Below are 23678 nucleotides of genomic sequence, written 5' to 3' on the forward strand. Positions count from 1 at the left end.
GACATGGTTGCCCTCAAATCCTTCCGCCATTCCGGACCGTCCTTTGCCGATCTCGTTCCCTATGCCGGGCTGGTCGACAACGGCGTCATTCTCCTGAAGGATGGCTCGCTAATGGCCGGCTGGTATTTTGCCGGACCGGACAGCGAAAGTTCGACCGACGCCGAGCGCAACGAGGTGTCGCGACAAATCAATGCCATCCTGTCGCGCCTCGGCTCGAGCTGGATGATCCAGGTTGAGGCTGTAAGGGTGCCGACCAGCGATTATCCAACGGAGGAATCAAGTCATTTCCCCGATCCGGTGACACGAGCCATCGATGCGGAGCGGCGCGCGCATTTCCAGAAGGAGAGCGGGCACTACGAGAGCCGGCATGCCATGATCCTGACCTGGCGTCCACCGGTGCCGAGGCGGTCCGGACTGACGCGCTATGTCTATTCCGACATTGGCAGCCGGTCCGCCACCTATGCCGACAAGGCGCTGGAAAGCTTTCTGACATCGATCCGCGAGGTCGAACAGTATCTCGCCAATGTCGTGTCGATCCGACGGATGATGACCCGCGAAACGCCAGAGCGCGGCGGTCATCGTGTCGCCCGCTATGATGAGCTCTTCCAGTTCATCCGCTTCTGCATCACCGGGGATAACCACCCGGTGCGTCTGCCTGACATCCCTATGTATCTCGACTGGCTGGTGACGGCCGAGTTGCAGCACGGTATGACCCCACTCGTCGAGAACCGGTTTCTTGGCGTGGTAGCGATCGACGGCTTGCCCGCGGAAAGCTGGCCAGGAATTCTGAACAGTCTCGATCTGATGCCGTTCACCTATCGCTGGTCATCCCGCTTCGTATTCCTCGACGCCGAGGAGGCCCGCGCAAGGCTCGAGCGCACGCGTAAGAAATGGCAGCAAAAGGTGCGGCCATTCTTCGACCAACTGTTTCAGACGCAGTCGCGGTCGCTCGACCAGGATGCCATGCTCATGGTCGCCGAGACCGAGGACGCGATCGCAGAGGCGTCATCGCAGCTCATGGCCTATGGCTACTACACCCCGGTTATCGTACTTTTCGATGAGGACCAGCCAAGACTACAGGAGAAATGTGAGGCGGTTCGCCGCCTGATCCAGGCGGAAGGTTTTGGCGCACGGATCGAGACGATCAACGCGACCGATGCGTTTCTCGGCAGCCTGCCGGGCGTGTCCTATGCCAACATCCGTGAGCCATTGATCAACACGCGCAATCTCGCCGACCTCATCCCGCTCAATTCGGTTTGGTCTGGAAGCGCACTAGCACCTTGCCCGTTTTACCCGGCCGGATCGCCGCCGTTGATGCACGTAGCCAGCGGGTCGACGCCCTTCCGGCTCAACCTGCATGTCGACGATGTCGGCCACACGCTGATCTTCGGCCCGACGGGGTCCGGCAAATCAACGCTGCTCTCACTGATCGCAGCTCAATTCCGACGCTACACCGGTTCGCAGATCTTCGCTTTCGACAAGGGAGGCTCGATGCTGCCGCTGACACTCGGGTTGGAGGGCGACCATTACCAGATTGGCGGCGATATCGATCCGTCGACCAATGGCGAGGCGAGGGCACTCTCTTTCTGCCCGCTAGCGGAACTCTCGACTGATGGCGACCGGGCCTTCGCTTCGGAGTGGATCGAGATGCTTGTTGCGCTCCAGGGTGTGACGATCACGCCGGACTACCGCAACGCTATCTCCCGACAGATTGGGCTGATAGCGGAGTCGCGCGGACGTTCCCTCTCCGACTTTGTCTCGGGCGTGCAGATGCGTGAGATCAAGGACGCCCTGCATCACTATACCGTCGATGGTCCGATGGGACAGCTTCTTGATGCCGAGGAGGACGGTCTGGCGCTCGGAGCCTTCCAGTGCTTCGAGATCGAGGAACTGATGAACATGGGCGAGCGCAATCTCGTGCCCGTGCTCACCTATCTCTTTCGACGCATCGAAAAACGTCTGACTGGCGCACCCAGCCTGATAATTCTCGATGAAGCGTGGCTGATGCTCGGCCACCCGGTCTTCCGCGACAAGATCAGGGAATGGCTGAAGGTGCTGCGCAAGGCCAACTGCGCCGTGGTGCTCGCCACCCAGTCGATCTCTGATGCCGAGCGATCAGGCATCATTGATGTGCTGAAGGAATCCTGCCCGACCAAGATTTGCCTGCCGAATGGTGCTGCACGGGAACCGGGAACGCGTGAATTTTACGAACGGATCGGCTTCAACGAGCGGCAGATCGAGATCGTCGCGACCGCGATCCCGAAGCGGGACTATTACGTTGTGTCGCCCGAGGGTCGACGTCTGTTCGACATGGCACTTGGGCCGGTGGCGCTCTCTTTTGTCGGAGCGTCCGGAAAAGAAGACCTCAAGCGCATCCGCTCCCTCCATTTTGAACATGGGGCCGCCTGGCCTCTCCATTGGCTCCAGCAAAGGGGGATCACCCATGCCGAAACGCTCTTCCCAACCGAATAGGAAATCGCACGCCGCGCTCGGTGTGGCCCTCACGCTCTCGTCCGCTTTCCCACTGCCAGCCGAAGCCGGCGGCGTGACAGGACAGGCGACCGAATGGACACAACTCGCCAACAATACCGAACTGATCTCGCTTGTCGGCAAGTCCGCTGAGCAGGTTAACAACCAGATTACCCAGATCTCGCAGTTGGCCGAGCAGATCCAGAACCAGCTCAACATCTACAAGAACATGCTGCAGAACACCGCGCAGCTTCCAAACCACATATGGGGCGAGGTCGAAAGCGATCTGAAGCATCTCCAGAACGTCGTCAACCAGGGACAGGGCGTCGCCTTCTCCATGGGCAATGTCGACGATGTCCTGAAAGCACGCTTCCAGAGCTTCGCCGACATGAAGAGCAACCTGCCGGACGGAGCGAGCTTTTCCACGACCTATCAAAGCTGGTCCGACACCAATCGCGACACCATCGCCGGCACGCTCAAGGGCGCCAATCTGACGGCGGAGCAATTCTCCAGTGAGGAGAGCACGATGTCGCAGCTCAGGTCGATGTCGGAATCGGCCGACGGCGAGATGAAGGCCCTGCAGGTCGGGCACGAGATCGCCGCTCAGCAGGTCGCCCAGATGCAGAAATTGCGCGGTCTGGTCTCTCAGCAAATGACGATGATGGGCACGTGGTTCCAGTCCGAACAGGCGCAAAAGGATCTTGCGCAAGCGCGGCGCGAACAATTCTTCAGTGGGACCGAGCGCGATATCAGGGGTGGCCAAACGATGGAGCCCCGCTGGTGAGCCCCCGTCTGATCGTCATTATCGTCCTTGCAGCGGTCGTCTCCGCAGCGGGTGCAAGCGTCATAACCTCGGTCCTGCTTCGACCGCAGCCAGTTTCAGGATCCAGTGCCATCGCGACAGGCTCTCCCTCCGATGAAGACCGGCGCCGACATCGTGAAGAGTTCTTCGGTGGAGACGCCAACCGCGACATTCGCGGAGGCCAGGAGATGAAGCCGCGATGGTAGCCGTTCCTTCTTCCCGCGCGCTTGAACGGATGTTCATCGTGATCGCAGTTGTCCTGCTGGCGACCACGCCAGCGTTGGCACAACAGGGCCAGGTCCTGACCACACTCGAAAACTCCGTCGTCACCGCCGCCAAGGGCTGGGAGACGACGGTGATGAATGCAGCCCGCTCGCTGTTCTGGATCCTTGCCGGCATCGAGGTCGGGATCGCCGCCGTATGGCTGGCGATCAACGCCGCCTCGCTCGACAGCTGGTTCGCCGAACTCGTCAAACGCATCATGTTCATCGGTCTGTTTGCCTTCATTCTCAATGAGGGGCCGGCCTTTGCCAAAGCCGTTGTCGACAGCCTCTACCAGATCGGAGCTGGCGGTGGCTCGGCGTCTCCCGCCAACATTTTCGACGCAGGTATTCGTGTTGCGACCAAAATGTCGGAACAGGCGAAGTTTGGCCTCTTTGAGGACAATTCCCTGGCGATCGCCGCCGTCTTCGCCATGGTCGTGGTCGTCGTCTGCTTCTCGCTGGTTTCCGCCATCTTCGTCTCCGTCATGGTGGAGATGTATGTCGGCCTGCTCGCCGGTATGATCATGCTCGGATTGGGTGGCACATCCTACACCAAGGATTTTGCCATCAAATATCTGGTCTACGCCTTTTCCGTCGGGATGAAGCTGATGGCGCTGGTGATGATTGCCAAGATCGGCTCCGACATCCTGCTCGGCCTGGCCGAAGCACCGACAGCAACCTCCGAGCAGTTCATCACGACGCTCGCGATCGCGGGTATTTCGGTCGTGGTTTTTGTCATCGCCATGTATGTGCCGCCGATCCTACAGGGTGTCGTTCAAGGCGCTTCCGTTTCCGGCGGCATGGAATCGATCCGCCACGGCGGACAAGCCGCATCCTTTGCGGCGGGCGCCGGCTTTTTGGCGACGGCGGCAGCCAGCAGAGGATTTCAGGCAGCAGGCGCGGCAAGGGCAGGGGGAGCGTCCCTCAGCACTGCCGCTTTGCGCGGTATGGAAGCGAGTATCGGTGGTACTGCAGGCGCAGCTGGGTCTGCCGCGAAGGATAAGGCTGTCGGCTCGCCCGGCGCCTATGCCGGATCTCTGCTCGGGCTTGCCAATGCCAAACTCGACCAGCAGCCGGGTCGTACCGCCTCGACGCCTCCACCGCCACTTAACGAGACTAAATAACTGGAGGCCGATCAGCCATGGCCGGACACAATCCGCTTGATAATCCCGATCTTGCCAATCCCTATATTGCCGCCCGCAACGAATGGAACGAGCGCTATGGTTCCTATGTGAGATCAGCCGCCGCCTGGCGCATTGTCGGCATTGCCGGCATGACCATGGCTGTGATCGGCTTTGGCTACGCGCTGTACCAAAGCACGCAGGTCAAGCTCGTTCCCTACATCGTCGAAGTCGACAAGCTCGGCACATCAGTCAATGCGGGCTTCCCGCAGCAGATCGAGTATGCCGATCCGCGTGTGGTGCGCGCGACACTCGGCAGTTTCGTATCGAACTTCCGGTCCGTCACGCCGGATGCTGTCGTGCAGAAACAGTACATCGACCGGACCTATGGGCTGCTGCGCACCTCCGATCCCGCCACGGAAAAGGTCAACGCGTGGTTTCGCTCGAATTCGCCCTTCGAGAAGGCAAAGACCGCGACGGTGTCAATCGAGGTCAACAACATCGTCGCGCTGTCGAACCAAAGCTACCAGATCGACTGGACGGAGTTCGAGCGGGATCGCCGCGGCAAGGAGACAGCCACGCGCCGCTTCCGCGGGATCGCCACCGTGACTTTGACGCCACCTCAGGACGAGGGCGTCATCCGCCTCAATCCCATCGGGCTCTATCTCCGCGACTTCGACTGGACTGCACAGCTTTGAAAGGCATGGCTCCCAATATGAACATCAGACATCTCAGAATACGGGCCATGCTGACTGCGGGCGCCGCCGTGCTGCTCATTTTCCCGGTGATGGCTTCTGCCCCCTCCCACGCAGTTGCCGCGGATGGTGTCACTGCCAACGAGGCGAAAGGCATGGGCATTTCGACACAATGGCGCGGAAGCCGCGGGCTCGTGACGAAAGGCTCCGATGGGAAAGTGATTTTCCTCTATGGCGAAGTGCAGCCGTCGGTCGTCTGCTCACCGTTGCAGGTCTGCGACATCGAGCTTCAGGGTGGCGAGGTCGTTCGCGACGTGCTGGTCGGGGACACTGTGCGCTGGAAAGTGGAGCCTGCGACCTCTGGAGCGGCAGGCGGGCAGGCGATCCACCTGATCGTCAAGCCGTCGGAGCCAGGTCTGGTCACCTCGATGGTGGTGACGACGTCACGGCGGACCTATCACATCCAGCTGAAATCACATGCCACGCAGTATATGGCGCGCGTCGGGTTCGAATATCCCGAGGACGTCTCGGCAAAACTTGCCGACGTCAACGCCCGGCTGGAAGCCAGCACGGTTCCCGGCGCCGGCGTTCCGGCCGAGCAATTGAGCTTTGCCTATACCGTCTCCGGCAGTGCCGGCTGGCGGCCGACAAGGGTCTATTCAGATGGACAAAAGACCTACATCCAGTTTCCGCGATCAATCTCCGGTCAGGATGCCCCGGTTCTCTTCGTCATCTCCGGCGGACAGAACCGCATCGTCAACTATCGTATGAAGGACAATATGATGGTGGTCGATTACAATATCGATCGCGCTGTCCTCGTCTCAGGCGTCGGCTGGAAACAGCAGAAGGTGACCATCAGCAGGGGAGGCCGGTGATGCTGAACCTCCACCGTCACAGAGGAAACCGCCTCGGCCCTATCTTTTGCTTCGCCGCGACGAGTGCCATCGCCATCCTTGTTTCCGGATGCCAGTCAATGGACACCGGCGTCCTCGCCTCCAGCGCGGCACCTCCAGAAATCTCCGGACCGGCAGCGGGCGCGATCGCCGGCGACATGGTCAGCCGACTAGCTGAACAGATCGGGCAGGGAAAGGCGACTGTTTTGCTCAGACAGGATGGTTCTCCATTCGGGCAGGCGCTTGAAGCCGCCTTGAAGGGATGGGGTTACTCCGTTGTCACCGATCAGAAGATGGATAGCGGCGTGGCCGTCATCCCGCTCGCCTATGTCATCATGCCCTATGACGGCCAGATTCTGGCACGGCTGTCGACGAGCAGTGTCGAACTCGGTCGGGCCTACACAGTGACGACATCGGGTGCGACACCGGCAAGCGCGCTGTCGCTGATGCGGCGCGGGTGAGGGAGGACATCATGGTGCAGTCTCTCAAGCTCGGTGGTTCTGCGAATAGTCTGGCGACATCTGGCATCAAGCGGGTGAACCGCGTGCCGGTTATCGTCGTGATCGTGCTGTTGGTCGCCTTTCTTGGCATCATCTTCTATGGGCTCGCCTCGCGCGGGCTTTACTTTGGAAAGGATAGTGGTCCGGAGGCGAGTTCGGGCAATCCGGCCTCGACCTATGCTGACCAGATCAAGCGGGGCGTCACCGACGGCATCATTGGCGAGCCACAGCCGCAGACGATGTTCCAGCCGACCCCAGTAGAGACGAAGCAGGCCGAAGAGAAGGCGGCCAATCCGTTCACGCAGCCCGAGCAGAGGCCGGAACAACGAGGATCGGAACTGGAGCCAGAGGAGGTGTGGCGGGCGCGACTCGCCCGAGAGCAACAGGAACAGGGTCTGCGCGAGCAGCAACGCCAGCGGATGGCGCGGATGCAGGCACGAGACTCCGCCTATGATGCGCCGCTTGCCATCGATCGCGGCAAGCTGGAAGTAAGGCCGGAAAAAGATGAGAGTGCCATGGCCCGGAGGACGACGACAGCCGCCACGAACGGAAGCGCGTCCGATCTCTATGCCGCGGCGTTGCGCGCCGGTCTGGGCGGACAGAACGTGGATCCAAACGGACAGAGCTCCAAGGAAGACTTCTTCAATGTCGACCTCAAGGACCTCGGCTATCTGCCAAGCCGCGTCGTGCCACAGCAGTCCCCATACGAGCTAAAACGCGGATCGGTCATTCCCGCGACATTGATCACCGGGATCAATTCCGACTTGCCGGGTCGCATCACAGCCCAAGTCAGTCAGAATGTCTATGACAGCGCAACAGGACATCAGCTACTGATCCCGCAGGGCACAAAACTGTTCGGTCGCTATGACAGCAAGGTATCATTCGGTCAAAACCGCGTTCTCGTCGTCTGGTCAGACATCATCTTCGCGAACGGCTCGACATTGCAAATCGGTGGCATGGCCGGCACGGATGCTGAAGGGTACGGCGGCTTCAATGACAAGGTGAACAATCACTACCTCAAAACCTTCGGCTCGGCGGTCATGATCGCGCTGATCGGGACGGGCATCGACATGGCGGTGCCTCAGAGCTCGACGCTTGCCACCCAGGATACGGCTTCAGATGCGGCAAGGCGCAATTTCGTCGAGACCTTTGGGCGAGTGGCCGACCGGACGATCCAGCGGAACATGGATGTGCAGCCGACACTGCAGATTCGACCGGGCTATAAGTTCAATGTCTTGGTAGATCAGGACATTGTTTTTCCAAGCCAGTATCGCTGAAAAGCGCAAATAAAATGTCGATTATCTTATGGTACGAGGGAACTTGTGAATAGCGAAAGGTCGCTCCCTTAGTTTTCTGACCTCGTGGGAGCAGTGATTTATATGCCAAAGGTCGATGGCTTGTGATCCCTGCGAGGCGAAAGCAAAATTGAAGGCGAGTAAAAACCGAAGGAAGGGCGTCGAGATCGTCAGCTTCTGCTCGGTTGTCTATCGCCTACGACGGACATAACCCGTCAGCTGCCTGACGACTGTCTGGTCGGAAGAAGGGGGCAGTTCAGCCCTTTATGCTGCTCAAGCGGCGCAGTCTGAAGGTGTCTCGTTTGATCCTTTCACATTCGAGCAGGATGGCCTGGCCGCGACCAAAGCAGACGTCGGGCGGGGGTAAGGAAGCTGCGAACCGGGGCATTCCGCTTGCTCAAGCCGTGCAGCAATCGATGCACAATTCGGTCACGCAGGCTTCCGGGTATTACAATAATACCGAACGAATATAGGGCGCGCCGCCGGCCGCGTCGTGTGATCAAAACAGAATCGTAGATTGCCAACGCAGAACTCTATTTTACCAAGGGTAAGCATGTAGGCCGAAAGGCGGGTCAAATGTATGGTTTGCAAGCGAGGAGATGGGCGGGCTGTCGGATACGCTGCGGTCGCGCCCTCCTCGCTTTGCTTCGTAGAGTAGCGCATCAATCCTACTGTAAAATGCTGTCCAGGTTTCACCCCGGGGCCAGTACTCTTGCACCGAAACTAGCTGTCATGGGTGCATATCCGGATCTGTGAACTCGCAGGACTGGATCGCCATGGCGAGACTTTCCCCCAGCACGTTGAGCGAGAGCTGCAGGACCGTCCAGAAGAGCGAGTTCGCGAATACAGCAGATGGAAATGAGAACCCTATCGTAAATAAGGTCCGAGGGAAAAACTGGACGGATCCCGACCGGCAGTATGCGAGCGGCATTGCTTGCCCTGGACAGTAATTTCGAGGTTGATAAAGATTGCGTCTTCCAGCGAGCGCTCATAATTGGATAAGGCCCCATTACGGGATCGCGCCACAGCGGCCAGTGATTGGGAGTATGAAGCATCACGCTATATGCGCGACGGGCTGGAACGTGTGCACTTTAAGCTGATACTGTGGTAAATGGCTGCTACAACACCCACTTACAGTGTCCACTTGAAAGCTTACACTCGGGCCTATTCCATGAACACCCGTTTCGCCGTTGCCATTCATATCCTCATCTTCCTGCAAACCCAGCAGGGAGTGCCTGCCAGCTCGGAGCTGATCGCATCAAGCGTCAACACCAATCCGTCCCTGATCCGTCGCCTGTTATCTCCGCTTGCCAAAGCCGGCCTCACCACGTCCCGGATGGGAACTGGGGGGGGTGCACTGCTCGCTCGACCGGCTGAGAGGATCACATTGCTCGACGTATATCATGCGGTTGACGATGGGGGGTCTCTGTTCGGCATCCATGGCGAACCCAACCCGTTCTGCCCCGTGGGGCGCAATATACCGCCCGTGCTTAAGGCACGCTTGCATGCCACGGAGCAAGCGCTGCTTACAGAGCTTGCCCACACGACGATTGCGAGCCTGGCGGCTGATGTTGCGGTGAACGAAGTCCGCCGGACAACGGACGCCGCCAAAGTGGGCTAAGACCGAGCCGACCTTGGCGACAAACTCTTTACAACAGTGTGTGCTTGTAATAGATACAAACTAATATGTAACTTATTCGGATACACATTACAGTCGATCAACCGTCGCGGCATCCTTAGTGTTTTTCCGCGCTTCGCCGTATGATGCTGAAGAGCGTCTTGGCCACACTTGCATAGGAGCCGATCATGACCAGACAGGAACAGCAGGTTGTTGACTTGCTTGAAGCCGCTTCCTCGGGCACGTCCGACGCCATCGCCGTTATCAGTGCCGATGGCTACATCCAGCACAACCTCGCCGTTCCGGACGGCCTCGCCGGTTTCAGCCAGATGCTTGCCTCCCTGCCTAAAGGCGCGGTCAGAGTGGACGTTTTGCGTATATTCGAGGATGGCGACTTCGTGGTGGCACATTGCGCCTACGAGTTTTTCGGCCCGAAAGTCGGTTTCGACGTGTACCGTTTCGAGAACGGGAAGATCGTCGAGCACTGGGATAACCTGCAGGAAACCGCAGGCCCCAACCCAAGCGGCCACACCATGACGGATGGTCCGACAGAGATTACCGACTTCGACAAAACCGAAGGAAACAAGGCGCTCATAAAGGCCTATGTGGACGACATCCTAGTCAACGGCCGTATGGAGAAGTTTGCGAGCTACTTCGAGGGTAATAACTACATCCAGCACAATCCACAGATTAGCGATGGCCTGTCCGAGCTTGGCAAAGCGTTCGAGGCCATGGCCAAGACCGGGTTCACCGTTAGGTATGACACCGTGCATCGCGTGTTGGGCAAAGGCAACTTTGTACTCACTATGAGCGAAGGCACGTTGGCGGAGAAGCCGACCGCCTTCTACGACTTGTTCCGCGTCGAGCACGGTAAGATTGCCGAGCACTGGGACGTGATCGAAGCCATTCCTGCAAAGGCTGAGTGGAAGAACCAGAACGGCAAGTTCTGAGCATTCGGAGGGGCGCCCACGCGCGTCCCTTTTAATTTTCATATAATCCGCAACTCCTCGGACGACCGAGCCGAGCCATTGCCGCGGCGATGGCAAAGACACATAAAGGTATTTTTGGAAGATGATTTCCCACTTGTCCGTGACTGAGCAGCCTCCTCCCGTTCAAAGCAGGTTAGCCGACTGGTACAGGGATGCAGACCTCGTTGACACCTTTGCCGCACCGCTTCCCAGTGGCGCGGACAATAACCTGCGCGCTATTGGAGATGCAGTCTTCGGCCAGCCCTTGCCGGGGCTAAAGACCCTATTTTCAATCCGTGATGGCGTTACTCGTCGCCTTGGAATCAAAGTAGCCGACAAGCCCCGCAGCTTGCGTTATGATGATGACGATGACCATGTAGGCATCTTCCCGGTTTTGTCCGTGCACGACGACGAGTTGATATTGGGGAAGGACGATCGACTCATGAACCTGCGCATTTCATTGTTCGTTCAGAAAGGAGGCGATGGCCTTGATCGCGTGCTCGCCACCACCGTTGTTCAGTGCCATAACCGGCGCGCGCGGGCGTACATTGCTTTGATCAAGCCCTTCCATCGTTTGCTGATCCGCTTGAGCCTTTACCGGGCTGCCAACGCTGGTTTTGCAAACGGGACTATCACATAAGCGGCAATCTCCTTTGATGCCCAAACGCTATCAAACATGCGTCCCGTCAGGATACTGAAACGCTCTGACGGCAGCTCTTTCCGAGTTGGCGATCAGCATCGTCGGGCGCGCTCTGCCAGCCTTTTCTGCCAAGCAATTACCTTGGGCTTCCGCTTTACGCGATTGGGCCGCTCGCTCCCTGGCGCGAGAATCCTGATTTTGCTGCATTGAAAAAGTCGGGGTAACATCCCGAGTGAAACTCGAGAGTTTCGTGACGTAAACATCGCGCTGCTGTTGATAAGCGCAGACCCCAACAGGGCGGAGTAGGGGCATGCGGAAGACTAACCATGTTTGAAGTGAATGGACACATCGTCTGCTTTCGGCCCGGATGTGATAAAAATGCCATTCGCCTCGAGTGTTTTGCGAACGGAGTGACAGACCTGGCTGCCGACAGGTTGGCCTGCATCCGCCTCGAGGCGGCGGACGGATGACACCGAGACTCCGGCTTTGAGCGCCAATTCGTCAATCGTCCAGTCCAGGAGGGCGCGGGCGGCACGGACATGGCGCGCTCTTAAACGCGGCATGGAATTCTCACTATGATCCTTTTCGGCCTTTTCTCCGCTCATTTCAAGAAGCGCCCCAATCCACTCACGGATTGTCCCATCTGGATTGAACACAGGCGCGGCTCGGCTGAGAAAACGGCGGTATTGCCCATCCTTACATCTGATCCGGGGATCGACGGCATAAGAACCGCCGCTTTCGAAGGCAGAGAGCCATGCCGATTTTGTCAGCTCGCGATCATCTGGATGGATGGCGTTGAGGCATCCAAACTCAGCTGTCTCGTTTTCAGTCTGGCCGGTTAACTCATACCATCCACCAACACATGAGAAGTCGCCGCCTGCTGATATCGCATATTCGATCACAGCCATTGATGCTACCAGTGTCTTGTAACGGTGCCAGCCGTCCTCAACGGATTGACGCGACGCATGTTGGTCAGTGACATCAATCATGACGCCGACCGCGCGAGCAGGGGCTCCTTTGGCATCGACAATAACCTCAGCCTTGTTTTGAAGCCAACGCATCGTCCCGTCCGGTCGAATGATCCGAAATTCTCGTTCGATGGAGTAGCCTGCACGTATGGTTTCGTACATCTGTCCGTGAGCAGCCCGGTCATCGGGATGAATCATCTTGACCACGTCTTCACGGCCCTAACGGGATGGAGGGGGCGATGCCGAACAGACGATAGAGACCAACAGACGTGGTCATATGGTTGGAGCTAAATTCCAGCGTCCAGAAGCCAATCTGGCCACGATCTTCGATCAATCTTAGAAAATGCGATGAGGAAACGCCTTGTAGAACCTGAGTGCGTAGCAACCCGTTTTCATCGATCGCTTCTTCGCTTCTCCCAGTTGATGAAAACTGCATGAGCCGCGTTGTCGGCATTGTTAATTCCTTCCGCGTCGTGTTGCCGCCCTTGTGTTGTCAAGGCGACTATCGTTACTCGAGTAGAGAATTGTGCCGTTTACAGCCCGCTCTCCATTACTGAATACTGATTGTGAATAAGCTTATTCACTTAATCACGGCGAAGCCACGATGTGGAATACCTTCCGCGAAACACCGCAAACTAGGTGCCTTCAAAACCTGCCATTTGCGGGCCTTTTGTTTCGTCCATCGCCACAAATGAGCGAAAAACGCTCACTGCACTGGTTATCTTCCGCAGGATTTCTCAATCAAGAGCGAAAGTCGCTCAAAAAGGCGAAAATGCAAACTTTATTATATATTGAAATTAATACACGAAAAATTTTCGCGCGATATGATTATGTGTAGGTAAGATTTTGTATGCAGTGGCCGTGAGGCGGGTATTACAAATAATTGCCGTACGTATCCGCGTCGCATAAATGAGAATTCACTAATATCAATGGCGTAAACTTAGATCGAGTTTCAAATGGCCAAAATACTAATATATCCGCGCAATCGCGATGAGATCCTGGTCTTATCGATTCAGTAATTTGCCTCAAGCGAACAATATTCTGGGTTTTATACTGTAATATATCTGCAAAATTTCCTCGTATATCTAAGATCATCTACAGATTTAATTTGGTGTATCCGATATATGATGGACTACGAAGTCCTGCTCCAATTAAATAAACATTCATTACTGCATTGCGTCATGGTGACAGAATGATTTTGCTCACCCTGTCTTACCATGTGAACAGCCATTCCGTTTCCCAGGAGCAAGCTATGTCATTTCTGAAAAACACCAAAATCCAAACGAAAATCCTCGCACTTATTATTCCGCTATGCGTTGCTGGCCTTGCTGGTATTGGTGCGGTTGCCTCAAGTTACCAAAAGACCAGCGAGGATTACGCTGGCTTCATAGACAATGACGGCGTCGCGACAGTAGCGCTTGCGCGCATCAGCATATCCCTCGTTGGTGCAGCCTACAATGCGAACCAGACGCTGAATTATGCTGCCAATGATCCCTACAACAAGGCGGTCATGAGCGGGTACGAAAATAACGCCAAGCGTATGAACGAGCGATTTGACCTGCTTGTTGATGTTATGCCGAGTATGAAAGACGAAATCAGTACGTGGCGGACACGCTCGGAGGTAGTTCTGAAGATGACAGACGACGTCATCGCTTTGAGCGCAAAAGACCAGGACGATGAGGCGAGGGCAATCCTGGCGAAGATCGATCCGGCTGTGGCAGAGTTGCAAGAGACTATGCGTCAGAGGGTCGATGCGATGCTAAAGCATATGAACGTCGAAAGTCAGCGTATGACGAAAGACATGCAGTCGACGATCCTCACATATATCGTTTCACTCGTAGCCTTGTTTGCAGCTTTGATCATCGCAGCCCTCTACGTTTCAAGCCGGGGTATCACCGGCCCGATCAATGCCCTGCGAGCACGGATGCTTTCACTTGCGGAAGGTGAAACCGAGGAGCCGATCACTGGCATGGGTCGCAAGGACGAAGTCGGCCAGATGGCAGACGCAGTTGCAGTTTTCCGGGATAACGCTGTGGCCAATCGGCGCCTTGAGCAGGAAGCTGCCGCTAACCGCAGTCTTTCGGAGGAAGAGCGTCATCGTAAGGTAGAGGCAGATCGGGTCCGTGCAGAGGAAATGATGGAGGCGAGCACCGGTCTGGGGGAAGGCCTGAAACATCTGGCGAACGGCGACCTGACTTTCCAGCTGAACAAGCCATTTGCTCCCGACTTCGAAACTTTGCGTGCCGACTTTAATACTGCTGTTGCGCAACTCTCCGAGACACTGAGAACCGTGGCTGAGGCGACCGGCGCTATCGACAATGGCAGCCGCGAAGTCAGTGCCAGTGCGGACGACCTCTCCAAGCGGACGGAACAACAGGCAGCAGCACTGGAAGAAACAGCGGCCGCACTCGACCAGATCACCGTCAATGTGACCAACTCGTCCAAGCGTGCCGAAGAAGCCCGCAAGGTCGCAGTGCAGGCCAATGAAAGCGCCGCCGAGTCCGGCCGGGTGGTGGCCAATGCAGTCGATGCCATGCAGAAGATCGAGGCGTCCTCCAACCAGGTCTCCAACATCATTGGCGTCATCGACGAGATCGCTTTCCAGACCAACCTTCTGGCTCTGAACGCAGGCGTTGAGGCGGCCCGTGCCGGAGATGCCGGTAAGGGATTTGCCGTCGTCGCCCAGGAAGTCAGGGAACTGGCCCAGCGCTCGGCCCAGGCTGCCAAGGAAATCAAGGACCTTATCCGAAACTCCTCGATCGAAGTGCAGAGCGGTGTCAAACTGGTCAGCGACACAGGCGAGGCGCTGAAAACCATCGAGGGCTACATTGTCACTGTCAACCAGCACATGGACTCGATCGCCACATCGGCCAGGGAGCAGTCCGTTGGTCTGGCCGAGGTCAACACGGCCGTCAATCAGATGGACCAGGTGACCCAGCAGAATGCGGCCATGGTCGAGGAGACGAGTGCAGCCGGCGCGACGCTTGCCAACGAGAGCGGAAGGCTGCGCGAACTGATCTCGCAGTTCCAGCTTGGAAACGCACTGCGCCAGACGGGTGCGGTCATGGCAGCCGGGGCGGGACATCGCCCTGTGCAGTCTCCAGTCAAGCGTCTGGCCGGCAAGGTGGCCAAGGCGTTTTCTGGCAATGCCGCCGTCAAGGAAACGTGGGAGGACTTTTGATGAACGCAACTCATCCATCTACGAGTGGCATAGGCGCAATGCTGGAGATCATCGCCTTCCGGCTGCACGATCAGGAATTCTGCGTACGTACGACAACCATCCGCGAAATTCGCGGATGGGGACCGGCAACCTCGATCCCGCATGCTCCGGCAGACGTTATCGGCGTCATGAACCTGCGGGGCACGGTGATCCCGATCATCGATCTTGCCAACAAGCTCGGTATGAGAAGCACCGATCCGACCCCGCGCAGCGCCATCGTGGTTGCTGAAGTTCACGGCATGGCCATGGGCCTCGTCGTTGACCGAGTATCGGACATCCTGACGATCCCCTTCAGTCTGCTTCAGCCAGTCCCGGAGATCAGCGTGCCAAGCGGAATGAAATATGCCGACGGCATTATCGCTCAACCTGAGGGTATGATCTGCTTCCTCAACCTGGAACAAATGTTCGAGAAAGATCAAACCCCGGCAATGTTTGCAGCATAGCTCCAAGTTCCCATACCACATCTTCGTCTTGAAACGCGGATTCGGGAAGGGTTGCAACGTAGGGAGCCGGCGGCGGTGAGCCCTCTCATTGATATCTGCAAGCGTTCAGATTCCAGTAGCGCTTGCGGATATCAGACCTCTGAAATGAAATGTTCACACGATTGGGAGGCAGAGCGCAGCATGCTCAGACGCATCAAGCCGGAGCAGGTCCGCCTGGGCATGTTCGTAGAGGCAGTTGACGGCAACTGGAGTGGCCAGAAATTCTGGCGAAGCCGCTTTCTTCTCGACAGTCCCAGGGATTTGGAGATATTGAGAGCCAGCAGTGTCGATGGTGTTATCATCAACACGTTCAAGAAAGGCTGCCCCCCCCCTTTAGCGTCGAAAAAGAATGTCACCGAATTGCCGAAAGGGCAGGTCGCGCAGGCATTGCGGACGATCAAACAGTCAAAGCCGCTCATCAACTCGATCTTCGCAGAAGCGAGAATGGGCAAATCAATTCCAGCCGACACGGCTCTGCAGGTTGTTGAAGATATTGCCACCTGCATGCAGGAAAATTCGAGGGCACTGATTGCAGTGACCCGACTGAAGAGCAAAGACGAATACACGTTTCTGCATTCAATCGCAGTGACTGCTCTGATGGTCCACTTCGGCCGAGCGTTGAAATTCGACGAAAGTGCCATCCGCGTCATGGCTATGGGTGGCTTGCTTCATGACGTGGGAAAAATGAGAATTCCATTAGAAATCTTGAATAAGGCCGGGCGTTTGACCGACGAAGAAATGGCGTCGATCCGCCGACATCCGCAATATAGCAGAGATATTGTGGCTCGATCGGGGAGCATGCCGGAGACTGTGCTCGACATCTGTCTCCATCATCATGAAAGACCCGACGGCAAGGGTTATCCCGAAGGCTTGTCGGGGACGGACATTACAGTTCCTGTGCGAATTGCCGCCATTTGTGACGTCTTCGACGCGCTCACCTCACACCGCGCTTACAAGAAAGCTTGGCCAGCCCGAGAAGCTGCCGAATTTATGCTGCGGCAAGAGGGGCAGTTCGACAGGTCTCTCTTGAAGACGTTCTGTTCTGTCATCAATCTCCAACTGGCGTCCTAATGCGATCTTGGCGTGAATGCTGTATGAAATGGCAGGATCTAGCAATGACCCTTGGCGCCCACACAGGTATGCTGGGTAGCAATTTTATATTTTTTGACGATAAGGCCAACCGTACATGTCGATGGACAGTTCTAATTTTCCTTTCGTCTGGATGGGTCTACCAGACGGCTCAGGAAACACGTTCAGACAAGGGTTCGAAGAATTCGAGGCGAACTTGAAACGCAACGAAGCTTTTGTTTTATTGACACATTCCGCTCCGACCGAAAATCATAAACATAGCCAGGAGGAGAAGAAATACACATCACTCTGGATGAAGAAGCACAAAGCTGAATTGCGCAATTTGGTCTTGGCAATGATCGTGATTGAGTCGAGTGCCGCGAAGCGAGTCGCCCTTATGGCCTTTGGTGTGATTTTCTTGAAATTCTGGGGCTACCCGTTGGTGCTTGCTTCCACCTGTGAAGAGGCCCTGCATACGGCGGAAAAACTGCTACTGCAGAGCGGTAAACGGGGCAGCATCTAATTTATATGATACGCATTTTCGATTAAACGGCTTTGATAACATGCGGACTATCGTAAAAGGTCCGGCTGTTCCCCCGTCCGTCCTTAGGAAACTGAATATTCCGGAACGGGAATGATGCTATCAAGGACCCGGTTCCAACATAACCTTGGATAAGGATAGAGGGCCAAGCGACGAGCAACGTGCTATGTTTGATGGGTGTGTCATTTGCCATCACCCAGAGAAATGAATTCGTGGAGGACATCGGATGGTGGGCAATCAACGACCTCACAATCATATCGCTCTAGACGACAGTCCTGGGCATGGACAAGAAGGCCATAACCATACGGCTGGTGCCAATACAAGAATGCTCAGCTGGGCGTTCGCGTTAACCTCGATCTTCCTCGCCGCAGAAGTAATTGCCGGGTTTTACTTTAACAGTTTGGCACTGCTGTCCGATGCTGCGCACATGATGACCGATGCCGCTGCCTTGGCCATCGCACTTCTAGCCGTCCGGTTCGGAAACCGGCAAGCCGATGACAAGCGGACATTCGGCTACAAGCGGTTGGAGGTGCTGGCAGCCGCTTTCAACGCCATGCTTCTTTTTGCAGTGGCAATCTACGTATTGGTCGAAGCGATCAAACGTTTCAGTAGCCCGGAACCGATCGGGTCTGTCGGAATGTTTGTTGTCGCGTTCCTCGGTCTCCTTGTGAACCTCGCGTCCATGCGGATCCTTGCCTCAGGTCGAGATAAAAGCTTTAACGTCAAGGGTGCCTATCTTGAGGTCTGGGCCGATATGCTCGGTTCGGTAGGCGTTACTGCTGGCGCAATTACCATTTATCTGACAGGTTGGACCTGGATCGATCCTGTTGTTGCGGTTGGTATCGCATTATGGGTATTGCCCCGAACATGGATATTGCTACGCGACACCACCAATGTCTTGCTTGAGGGCGTCCCGGCGGGCCTGCGGTTAAACGAGGTCAGGCAGACAATTGAAGGTGTTCAGGGTATCACCAGCGTCCATGACCTTCACGTGTGGACGATGGCGGGCGATGAGATAAGTCTGACAGCCCATATCATACTCACAGATGGCGTCGATGCGATGGCCGTCCGGTCAAACGTCGAGAGTATGCTTGCAGATCGTTGGAGGGTTCATCACACGACTATCCAGGTGGATCGAGCGGACGAGATGCACTCCGGCATCGGCTACCACTCTTAAAACTCAGGCTTATGAGGTTGGGGTCGGTTCTGGCTGGGGGTGAAATGACACCCTAAGCGGGACACGGCAACAATGAGACGATTCCAGACTTACTCAAGCCTCGCAATAGGAGCCACTGAATAGCCCCGAGTTCCGTAGACACCCTCGGGTCAGATTTTCTGCTGCTTCTCGAACTCGACGGGCGACAGCATCCCGTTCCTGACGGATTTGCGTTTCGGGTTGTAGAACATCTCGATGTAATCGAACACGTTCTGGCGTGCTTCATCGCGTGAATGGTAGACCCTGCGACGTATCCGTTCGCGCTTCAGGAGATTGAAGAAGCTTTCAGCGACGGCGTTATCATGGCAATTCCCTCGTCGGCTCATCGAGTGAGCCAGATTGTGGTGCTTGAGGAACGAGGCCCAGTCCATGCTGGTGAACTGGGAGCCCTGGTCCGAATGGATCAGCACCTGGTTCTTCGGGTTGCGCCGCCATACCATCAGCAGAGCCTGTGACACGACATCCGTGGTTTGGCGGCTCTGCATTGCCCAACCGATGACCCGGCGGGAATAGAGATCAATAGCGACAGCAAGGTAGGAAAAGCCCTCACAGATCCGGATATAGGTGATGTCCGTAACCCACGCCGTGTCTGGAGCCTCGACGTCGAACTGCCGGTCGAGTGTGTTGTCGACGACGACGGAAGGTCTGCCACCATAGATGCCGGGACGGCGTTTGTAGCCGATCTGCACCTTGATCCCGGCAAGACGGGTCAGGCGCGCAACCCGGTTCGGGCAGCACATCTCGCCCAGATCGAGAAGGTCGTCGTGCAGTTTTTGATAGCCGTAGACCTTGCCGCTTTCCTCCCACGCCTTCAGGAGAAGATCAGTCTGTCGTTTGTCCTCGCTGGCTCGGGAAGCAGAGCCGATTGAGTTCTGCATTATACTTCTACAAGTATCGCTAGCTGTCGCGCTATTGGCATCAATGACGCATGGGCAGAGCGGAGCCAACCCGAATCGATCCCGGCGCGGGTCGAATTCCAATAAATTCACTCGCTGACAATTACTGATACGCAATATCTGAACGGCGATGCAGACGGTAAGGAGATTATCCTCGCCGGTGGAATTGAGCATTGCTCAAGATAACGGGTCCCTTCCGGTTGTCGTCTTAATGCATGGTTCCGGAGGCGTCGGCCCTAATATTCAATTTTGGCGCCGCCATTTCAACTCCTTGGTCGTCTCGACGTTTATCATCGACGGCATGACCGGTCGTAATTTAATCAGCGTGGGCGACAATCGGGCTCCGTTGGGCCGCCTCAATTTTTCCCTCGACATTTTTCGTTCGCTTGACATCCTGGCAAAGCATCCGCGGGTCGACCCAAATCGGATCATTCTGATGCGCTTTTCCCGCGGTGGCCAAGGCGCCCTTTATTCTAGCGTTTCTCGGTTTCAAAAAATGTGGAACAAGAGCGGCGTCGATTTAGCGGGTTATGTGAGTTTCTATCCCGACTGCGGAACGACCTATAAACAAGATTGTGTTGTGCAACAGCGTCCAATCCGCATCTTTCATGGCACTCAGGACAACTATAATCCCGTTAGGACCTGCAAGGCTTACGCGGAACGGCTGAAGAGTAGTGGTGTTGACGTCTCGATCACGGAATATCCGAATGCGCAACACGGGTTTGGTAATCCAATCGGTGCCAATCCTCCGGTGGCCACGAAGGCTGACTAATCAGTGCGTGATTGCGAGATCAAAGAAAACGATGTCGGTGTCTTGATGAACGCGGAAACCAATGAGCCTTTCAGCTACAAAGATGCTTGTGTAAAACTAAAGCCACTTGTTGGTATGGATCCTGAGGCGACTCGTGCCTCCGTCGAGACGGTCACAGACTTCGTCAAGTCTACTCTGAAGTTTTGATTGGAACGGTGCTTGCCGTTTCCGTGCGCTCGCGACCCGGGTACATCCCATCGCGAGCAAACCGGACTCCCCGTGGGCCTCCAGCCTTAAGACGTGGTAACTCGATTGGGCGGCCCGACGGGGAGAAACTAAGTGTCTTTCGAGACTCGACGCATCAGATTTTTTTCCATAGCGTGATCACATGGCGATACCCCACATCGAGATCATAGCGACGGGACTTCGCTTTCCAGAAGGACCGGTTGAACTTCCTCATGGTTCGATTGCAGTCGTTGAATTCGGACGGGGCAGGATCGGAAGGATCTGGGAAGGAGGAGTCAGGAACAACTTGTCGTTACGAATGTCGGACCTAACTTGGCGCAGAACCTTTCGTTTTGGGACAGCACTATCTGGCCAATTTCGCCATGCATTGGCACTCAGCGGGATTGTTTTCCGTCCTAGTTCGTTGCCTTCACTCAGTCAAACAGCCTCCGGTCACCGGAGGCTGTTGAAAATCCTTTTGGTTGTAGCAACTGCCACAATCGGATTCTAGTTAAGCCACGCAGGTCATTTCTTCCGGGGCTTAACTGAAGAATTCTTGCTCAAGTGTTCCTTCGAGGCGCTCCTTAAGGCCAGATGAAAACTCACGGACGACGTTAAACGGGCTCTGGAAGAGTTTGATGTTTTCGATAAGGCCCGAGGCGTTCCGAGTGATGATGGTTGTGCCCGCAATTGGTTTGTCGGCGTGGATGGCCTCCCACTCAAGGTAGGTCTTCACACCGTCAACAGTCTCCGCGGTAAACACAAAGTCGTTGTACATCGTACTCGTTGCGGTGAAAAAGGCCCCGATGAGTGTCGGGCCGACCACCGCCCTGCTTAGGGCGGAGGCCTCAAGCCTAGCGTCAGAGGTGAACGAAGCTGCAAAGTCGCTCGTTCCTTTTTTCTTGACGATTTGCATCCATGCCGTTCCCGGAGTCGTGGTGTCAGTGCTCATGTAAGTCTCCTATGTAGTTTTAGGCGCTCGCTGAATGCGCGCGAACGTTACTTTTCAAAGTGCCCGATGAGAAACTCCCCCACTCTTTGCAATGCGTCGTGGGCCTGGGGTAAAGAACCGGTCTGAATGTGCCAGACGTGAAGCATCTCCGGCCAGACCTCGAGTATCGACTTGCCGCCCGCCGCGCGCACCCTCCTATCAATTTCAAGTGCATCGTCTAGAAGTATCTCGTCGCTTCCAACATGGATGAGCAACGGGGGGAAGCCGTGCATATCGTTGAACATGGGTGAGATGCGTGGCTCTTTCAAATCGTGGTTGCCAACGTAAGCCTTGATCATATCCCGCATCCCGTCCACGTTGACCAATGGGTCGCGATCGGCCAGCTGCGTTAATGACGGCAACGTCAGCGTCAAGTCTGCCCATGGGCTAATGAGGACTGCTGCTCGCGCCTCGTTGTGGCCCTTCGAGGATGCGTAGGCTAGAACGTTTAGAGCCATACCACCGCCACTGGAGTCACCTGTCACGGCGAACGGCTTGCCTAAAGCACGCACCGCTTCGTAGGCTCGGATAGACTCGTCATATGACGCTGGGAATGGGTGCTCAGGCGCCCTGGAGTGATCCAGGACGATAACCCTAGATTTTGCTGCTCGAGATAGCTCTCCGAGCATGCCTAGATGCGAGGCAGGAGAACCCGCCACCCAGCCACCTCCGTGTAAATGGTAGATGACACGATCTTTAGAAGCGCCGGGAGCCATGATCGCCACGGCGGGTACGCCATTCAACTCGGTCGGCTCGACGCTTAGGTCAGCCGCCGCCGGGTTTGCTTCTGGAATCGCTTCCATGCCAGCGCGGAGTGTCTCTATGGTTTGTACAGGATGCGCAACATTGAAGGCGAACATCGCATCGCGCAGCTTGTGGACAGAAGATGAATCATAGGTCATGGCTTAACTCCCTTTAGGTTGACGAAGGTTGTCGGCACCCAGTCGTAACCAGCGCCGGTGTCGATTTTACGAACACGACCCAAACCCGGAAACGGCATGTGAGCGGCGGCGATCATGGTCTTGTCGGAGGCGAGTTTTATCAGAAGGTCTTCACGTGTTTTGATTGCCGCCGCGCTGTCTGAGTCGAAGACAATCCCTATTTCCGGGTGCGGCATCTGGACGGCCATCACATGAGCAACATCTCCCCAGATCAGCAGCGACTGCCCTTGGGAGGAAATCATGTAGCCAGTATGACCGGGCGTATGGCCGGGAATCTCATACGGCGCGATGCCGGGGAGGATTTCGTCCATGCCTTGGTAAGGCGCCCACTTGCTAGCGCTAATGTAAGGAGCAGCGGCATCCTGTGCCACGGCGAAGAAGATTTTTGCTTCTTCCGGTGCCTTTGCCATAATCTCTTTGGAGAGCCAGAAGTCGGCGTCAGCCTGCTTCATCATTACCGTGGCGTTCGGGAAGACGCGTTTCCCGCCGTCGTAGATTCCGCCCACATGGTCTGCGTGAAGATGCGTCAACAGCACCAGATCAACTTGTTCCGGGCTGTAGCCGGAGGCCTTAAGGTTCTGCACGAGCTTGCCCAGTGTGGGACCTCCCCAATGTCCACCTGCACCGGTATCGATGAGAACGAGCTTGGAGCCGGTGTTAACAAGGTAGCCCTGGACAGAGGCCGTGACATTCTTCGGATCATTCTGGAAGGAGTGCGCTAGAAGGGACTGAATAAGCGCCGGATCACCACGCAGGAGGCTGGAATCAATGCCCCCGCCACCGTCGTAGATAGCCGTGACCTCATAGTCACCAATCATTGTGCGATAGAAGCCAGGAACTTGCTTCTGCTGCATCGGGGCGGCAGCATAGGCTGGCGCTAAAGCAACGGTGGCGTTAGCAAACGCTAACGTTACTGCAAGCACAGTGCGCGAAGTGATGGTAGATAGTTTCACAGTATTTCCTAACCATTTTAATTGGCGGATTTGAACGCCGTTTCGTTCCCCTGCAGGCAGAGCAACGGCTGATTCACTTTCGCCATTGTGGTAGCGACATGCACAGCCGGGATGCCGCCGTAAACCGTGTGAAAGAGGAACGCGTACTCATGTCTGAAGCTG

The 23678-nt window shown here is 56.2% G+C and carries 23 protein-coding genes and 1 pseudogene; 18 read left to right on the forward strand and 6 right to left on the reverse strand.

Annotated features, from left to right (window positions below; genetic code table 11):
• The first annotated feature begins 3 nt into the window (after positions 1-3).
• The 12 genes and pseudogenes from CRO62_RS00545 to CRO62_RS00605 all read left to right on the forward strand — a co-directional run bounded on the left by CRO62_RS00545 (position 4) and on the right by CRO62_RS00605 (position 11264).
• Positions 4-2472: a conjugal transfer protein TrbE gene (locus tag CRO62_RS00545; protein WP_097098740.1), complete on the forward strand. Its 2469-nt coding sequence runs from the start codon at positions 4-6 to the stop codon at positions 2470-2472.
• Positions 2444-3253 carry a P-type conjugative transfer protein TrbJ gene (gene trbJ / locus CRO62_RS00550; RefSeq protein WP_097098741.1) on the forward strand — a complete coding sequence of 270 codons (810 nt, stop codon included), beginning with the start codon at positions 2444-2446 and terminating at the stop codon, positions 3251-3253. The genes CRO62_RS00545 and trbJ overlap by 29 nt, the downstream gene beginning before the upstream one ends.
• Positions 3250-3477: an entry exclusion protein TrbK gene (trbK, locus tag CRO62_RS00555; protein WP_097098742.1), complete on the forward strand. Its 228-nt coding sequence runs from the start codon at positions 3250-3252 to the stop codon at positions 3475-3477. Before trbJ ends, trbK begins: the two co-directional genes overlap by 4 nt.
• Entirely contained in the window at positions 3471-4658 is a 1188-nt protein-coding gene (gene trbL, locus CRO62_RS00560; RefSeq protein ID WP_097098743.1) for a P-type conjugative transfer protein TrbL, read from the forward strand. Before trbK ends, trbL begins: the two co-directional genes overlap by 7 nt.
• Positions 4659-4675: 17 nt before the next feature.
• Positions 4676-5353: a conjugal transfer protein TrbF gene (locus CRO62_RS00565; RefSeq protein ID WP_097098744.1), complete on the forward strand. Its 678-nt coding sequence runs from the start codon at positions 4676-4678 to the stop codon at positions 5351-5353.
• Positions 5354-5370: 17 nt separating this feature from the next.
• A complete protein-coding gene (gene trbG / locus CRO62_RS00570; RefSeq protein ID WP_097098865.1) occupies positions 5371-6225 on the forward strand; it encodes a P-type conjugative transfer protein TrbG in 855 nt (284 codons plus the stop codon).
• The gene (gene trbH / locus CRO62_RS00575) at positions 6225-6704 is read left to right on the forward strand and encodes a conjugal transfer protein TrbH (protein WP_097098745.1); all 480 of its coding nucleotides are present in this window, start codon (positions 6225-6227) and stop codon (positions 6702-6704) included. Before trbG ends, trbH begins: the two co-directional genes overlap by 1 nt.
• Before the next feature lie 11 nt (positions 6705-6715).
• On the forward strand, positions 6716-8020 hold the full coding sequence (trbI, locus tag CRO62_RS00580) for an IncP-type conjugal transfer protein TrbI (RefSeq protein ID WP_097098746.1): 1305 nt from the start codon (positions 6716-6718) through the stop codon (positions 8018-8020).
• A gap of 371 nt (positions 8021-8391) precedes the next feature.
• Positions 8392-8511, forward strand: a pseudogene (locus CRO62_RS27420) (integrase); the annotation flags it as partial.
• A 698-nt stretch (positions 8512-9209) separates the two neighbouring features.
• Positions 9210-9659: an Rrf2 family transcriptional regulator gene (locus tag CRO62_RS00595; RefSeq protein WP_097098747.1), complete on the forward strand. Its 450-nt coding sequence runs from the start codon at positions 9210-9212 to the stop codon at positions 9657-9659.
• A 185-nt stretch (positions 9660-9844) separates the two neighbouring features.
• Positions 9845-10606, forward strand: a complete 762-nt coding sequence (locus CRO62_RS00600; RefSeq protein WP_179784414.1) for a nuclear transport factor 2 family protein — start codon at positions 9845-9847, stop codon at positions 10604-10606.
• Between the two features lie 121 nt (positions 10607-10727).
• Positions 10728-11264: a DUF2867 domain-containing protein gene (locus CRO62_RS00605; protein WP_097098749.1), complete on the forward strand. Its 537-nt coding sequence runs from the start codon at positions 10728-10730 to the stop codon at positions 11262-11264.
• 320 nt (positions 11265-11584) lie between these two features.
• On the opposite strand, the gene CRO62_RS00610 is transcribed toward CRO62_RS00605, so the two are convergent.
• Positions 11585-12439, reverse strand: a complete 855-nt coding sequence (locus tag CRO62_RS00610) for a PAS domain-containing protein (protein WP_179784415.1) — start codon at positions 12437-12439, stop codon at positions 11585-11587.
• A 4-nt stretch (positions 12440-12443) separates the two neighbouring features.
• Positions 12444-12686, reverse strand: a complete 243-nt coding sequence (locus CRO62_RS26960; RefSeq protein ID WP_143539363.1) for a hypothetical protein — start codon at positions 12684-12686, stop codon at positions 12444-12446.
• A gap of 798 nt (positions 12687-13484) precedes the next feature.
• Here CRO62_RS26960 and CRO62_RS00615 point away from each other — a divergent pair.
• The 5 genes from CRO62_RS00615 to CRO62_RS00635 all read left to right on the forward strand — a co-directional run bounded on the left by CRO62_RS00615 (position 13485) and on the right by CRO62_RS00635 (position 18720).
• Positions 13485-15413, forward strand: a complete 1929-nt coding sequence (locus CRO62_RS00615; RefSeq protein ID WP_097098751.1) for a methyl-accepting chemotaxis protein — start codon at positions 13485-13487, stop codon at positions 15411-15413.
• Positions 15413-15895: a chemotaxis protein CheW gene (locus CRO62_RS00620; protein WP_097098752.1), complete on the forward strand. Its 483-nt coding sequence runs from the start codon at positions 15413-15415 to the stop codon at positions 15893-15895. Before CRO62_RS00615 ends, CRO62_RS00620 begins: the two co-directional genes overlap by 1 nt.
• 180 nt (positions 15896-16075) lie before the next feature.
• Complete coding sequence (locus CRO62_RS00625; protein WP_179784416.1) at positions 16076-17005, forward strand: HD-GYP domain-containing protein; 930 nt, start codon at positions 16076-16078, stop codon at positions 17003-17005.
• Between the two features lie 115 nt (positions 17006-17120).
• Positions 17121-17525, forward strand: a complete 405-nt coding sequence (locus CRO62_RS00630; protein ID WP_097098754.1) for a hypothetical protein — start codon at positions 17121-17123, stop codon at positions 17523-17525.
• A 343-nt stretch (positions 17526-17868) separates the two neighbouring features.
• Entirely contained in the window at positions 17869-18720 is an 852-nt protein-coding gene (locus CRO62_RS00635) for a cation diffusion facilitator family transporter (RefSeq protein ID WP_323455423.1), read from the forward strand.
• Between the two features lie 149 nt (positions 18721-18869).
• Here CRO62_RS00635 and CRO62_RS00640 read toward each other — a convergent pair whose 3' ends face one another.
• Positions 18870-19829, reverse strand: coding sequence for an IS3 family transposase (locus CRO62_RS00640; RefSeq protein ID WP_323455411.1), 960 nt, complete (start codon positions 19827-19829; stop codon positions 18870-18872).
• Between CRO62_RS00640 and CRO62_RS00645 the strand changes: the two genes are divergently transcribed.
• A complete protein-coding gene (locus tag CRO62_RS00645) occupies positions 19816-20427 on the forward strand; it encodes a dienelactone hydrolase family protein (RefSeq protein ID WP_179784417.1) in 612 nt (203 codons plus the stop codon). The two genes, CRO62_RS00640 and CRO62_RS00645, sit on opposite strands and share 14 nt — an antisense overlap.
• Before the next feature lie 745 nt (positions 20428-21172).
• Here CRO62_RS00645 and CRO62_RS00650 read toward each other — a convergent pair.
• From CRO62_RS00650 to CRO62_RS00660, 3 genes are read right to left on the reverse strand one after another with little or no spacing between them, the layout of a single operon-like run.
• Entirely contained in the window at positions 21173-21583 is a 411-nt protein-coding gene (locus CRO62_RS00650) for a hypothetical protein (RefSeq protein WP_097098756.1), read from the reverse strand.
• Positions 21584-21630: 47 nt separating this feature from the next.
• Positions 21631-22524 carry an alpha/beta hydrolase gene (locus CRO62_RS00655; RefSeq protein WP_097098757.1) on the reverse strand — a complete coding sequence of 298 codons (894 nt, stop codon included), beginning with the start codon at positions 22522-22524 and terminating at the stop codon, positions 21631-21633.
• Positions 22521-23516 carry an MBL fold metallo-hydrolase gene (locus CRO62_RS00660; RefSeq protein WP_097098758.1) on the reverse strand — a complete coding sequence of 332 codons (996 nt, stop codon included), beginning with the start codon at positions 23514-23516 and terminating at the stop codon, positions 22521-22523. Before CRO62_RS00660 ends, CRO62_RS00655 begins: the two co-directional genes overlap by 4 nt.
• Positions 23517-23678: the final 162 nt, after the last annotated feature.

The sequence above is a fragment of the Rhizobium sp. AN6A genome (assembly GCF_900215635.1).
Classification (GTDB): domain Bacteria; phylum Pseudomonadota; class Alphaproteobacteria; order Rhizobiales; family Rhizobiaceae; genus Agrobacterium; species Agrobacterium tumefaciens.

Coding starts and splice junctions, on each gene's coding strand:
- CRO62_RS00545 (WP_097098740.1), top strand. CDS start 4: ATGGTTGCCCTCAAATCCTTCCGCCATTCCGGACCGTCCTTTGCCGAT.
- trbJ (WP_097098741.1), top strand. CDS start 2,444: ATGCCGAAACGCTCTTCCCAACCGAATAGGAAATCGCACGCCGCGCTC.
- trbL (WP_097098743.1), top strand. CDS start 3,471: ATGGTAGCCGTTCCTTCTTCCCGCGCGCTTGAACGGATGTTCATCGTG.
- CRO62_RS00565 (WP_097098744.1), top strand. CDS start 4,676: ATGGCCGGACACAATCCGCTTGATAATCCCGATCTTGCCAATCCCTAT.
- trbG (WP_097098865.1), top strand. CDS start 5,371: ATGAACATCAGACATCTCAGAATACGGGCCATGCTGACTGCGGGCGCC.
- trbH (WP_097098745.1), top strand. CDS start 6,225: ATGCTGAACCTCCACCGTCACAGAGGAAACCGCCTCGGCCCTATCTTT.
- trbI (WP_097098746.1), top strand. CDS start 6,716: ATGGTGCAGTCTCTCAAGCTCGGTGGTTCTGCGAATAGTCTGGCGACA.
- CRO62_RS00595 (WP_097098747.1), top strand. CDS start 9,210: ATGAACACCCGTTTCGCCGTTGCCATTCATATCCTCATCTTCCTGCAA.
- CRO62_RS00600 (WP_179784414.1), top strand. CDS start 9,845: ATGACCAGACAGGAACAGCAGGTTGTTGACTTGCTTGAAGCCGCTTCC.
- CRO62_RS00605 (WP_097098749.1), top strand. CDS start 10,728: ATGATTTCCCACTTGTCCGTGACTGAGCAGCCTCCTCCCGTTCAAAGC.
- CRO62_RS26960 (WP_143539363.1), bottom strand. CDS start 12,686: ATGCCGACAACGCGGCTCATGCAGTTTTCATCAACTGGGAGAAGCGAA.
- CRO62_RS00615 (WP_097098751.1), top strand. CDS start 13,485: ATGTCATTTCTGAAAAACACCAAAATCCAAACGAAAATCCTCGCACTT.
- CRO62_RS00620 (WP_097098752.1), top strand. CDS start 15,413: ATGAACGCAACTCATCCATCTACGAGTGGCATAGGCGCAATGCTGGAG.
- CRO62_RS00625 (WP_179784416.1), top strand. CDS start 16,076: ATGCTCAGACGCATCAAGCCGGAGCAGGTCCGCCTGGGCATGTTCGTA.
- CRO62_RS00630 (WP_097098754.1), top strand. CDS start 17,121: ATGTCGATGGACAGTTCTAATTTTCCTTTCGTCTGGATGGGTCTACCA.
- CRO62_RS00635 (WP_323455423.1), top strand. CDS start 17,869: ATGCTCAGCTGGGCGTTCGCGTTAACCTCGATCTTCCTCGCCGCAGAA.
- CRO62_RS00640 (WP_323455411.1), bottom strand. CDS start 19,829: ATGCTCAATTCCACCGGCGAGGATAATCTCCTTACCGTCTGCATCGCC.
- CRO62_RS00650 (WP_097098756.1), bottom strand. CDS start 21,583: ATGAGCACTGACACCACGACTCCGGGAACGGCATGGATGCAAATCGTC.
- CRO62_RS00655 (WP_097098757.1), bottom strand. CDS start 22,524: ATGACCTATGATTCATCTTCTGTCCACAAGCTGCGCGATGCGATGTTC.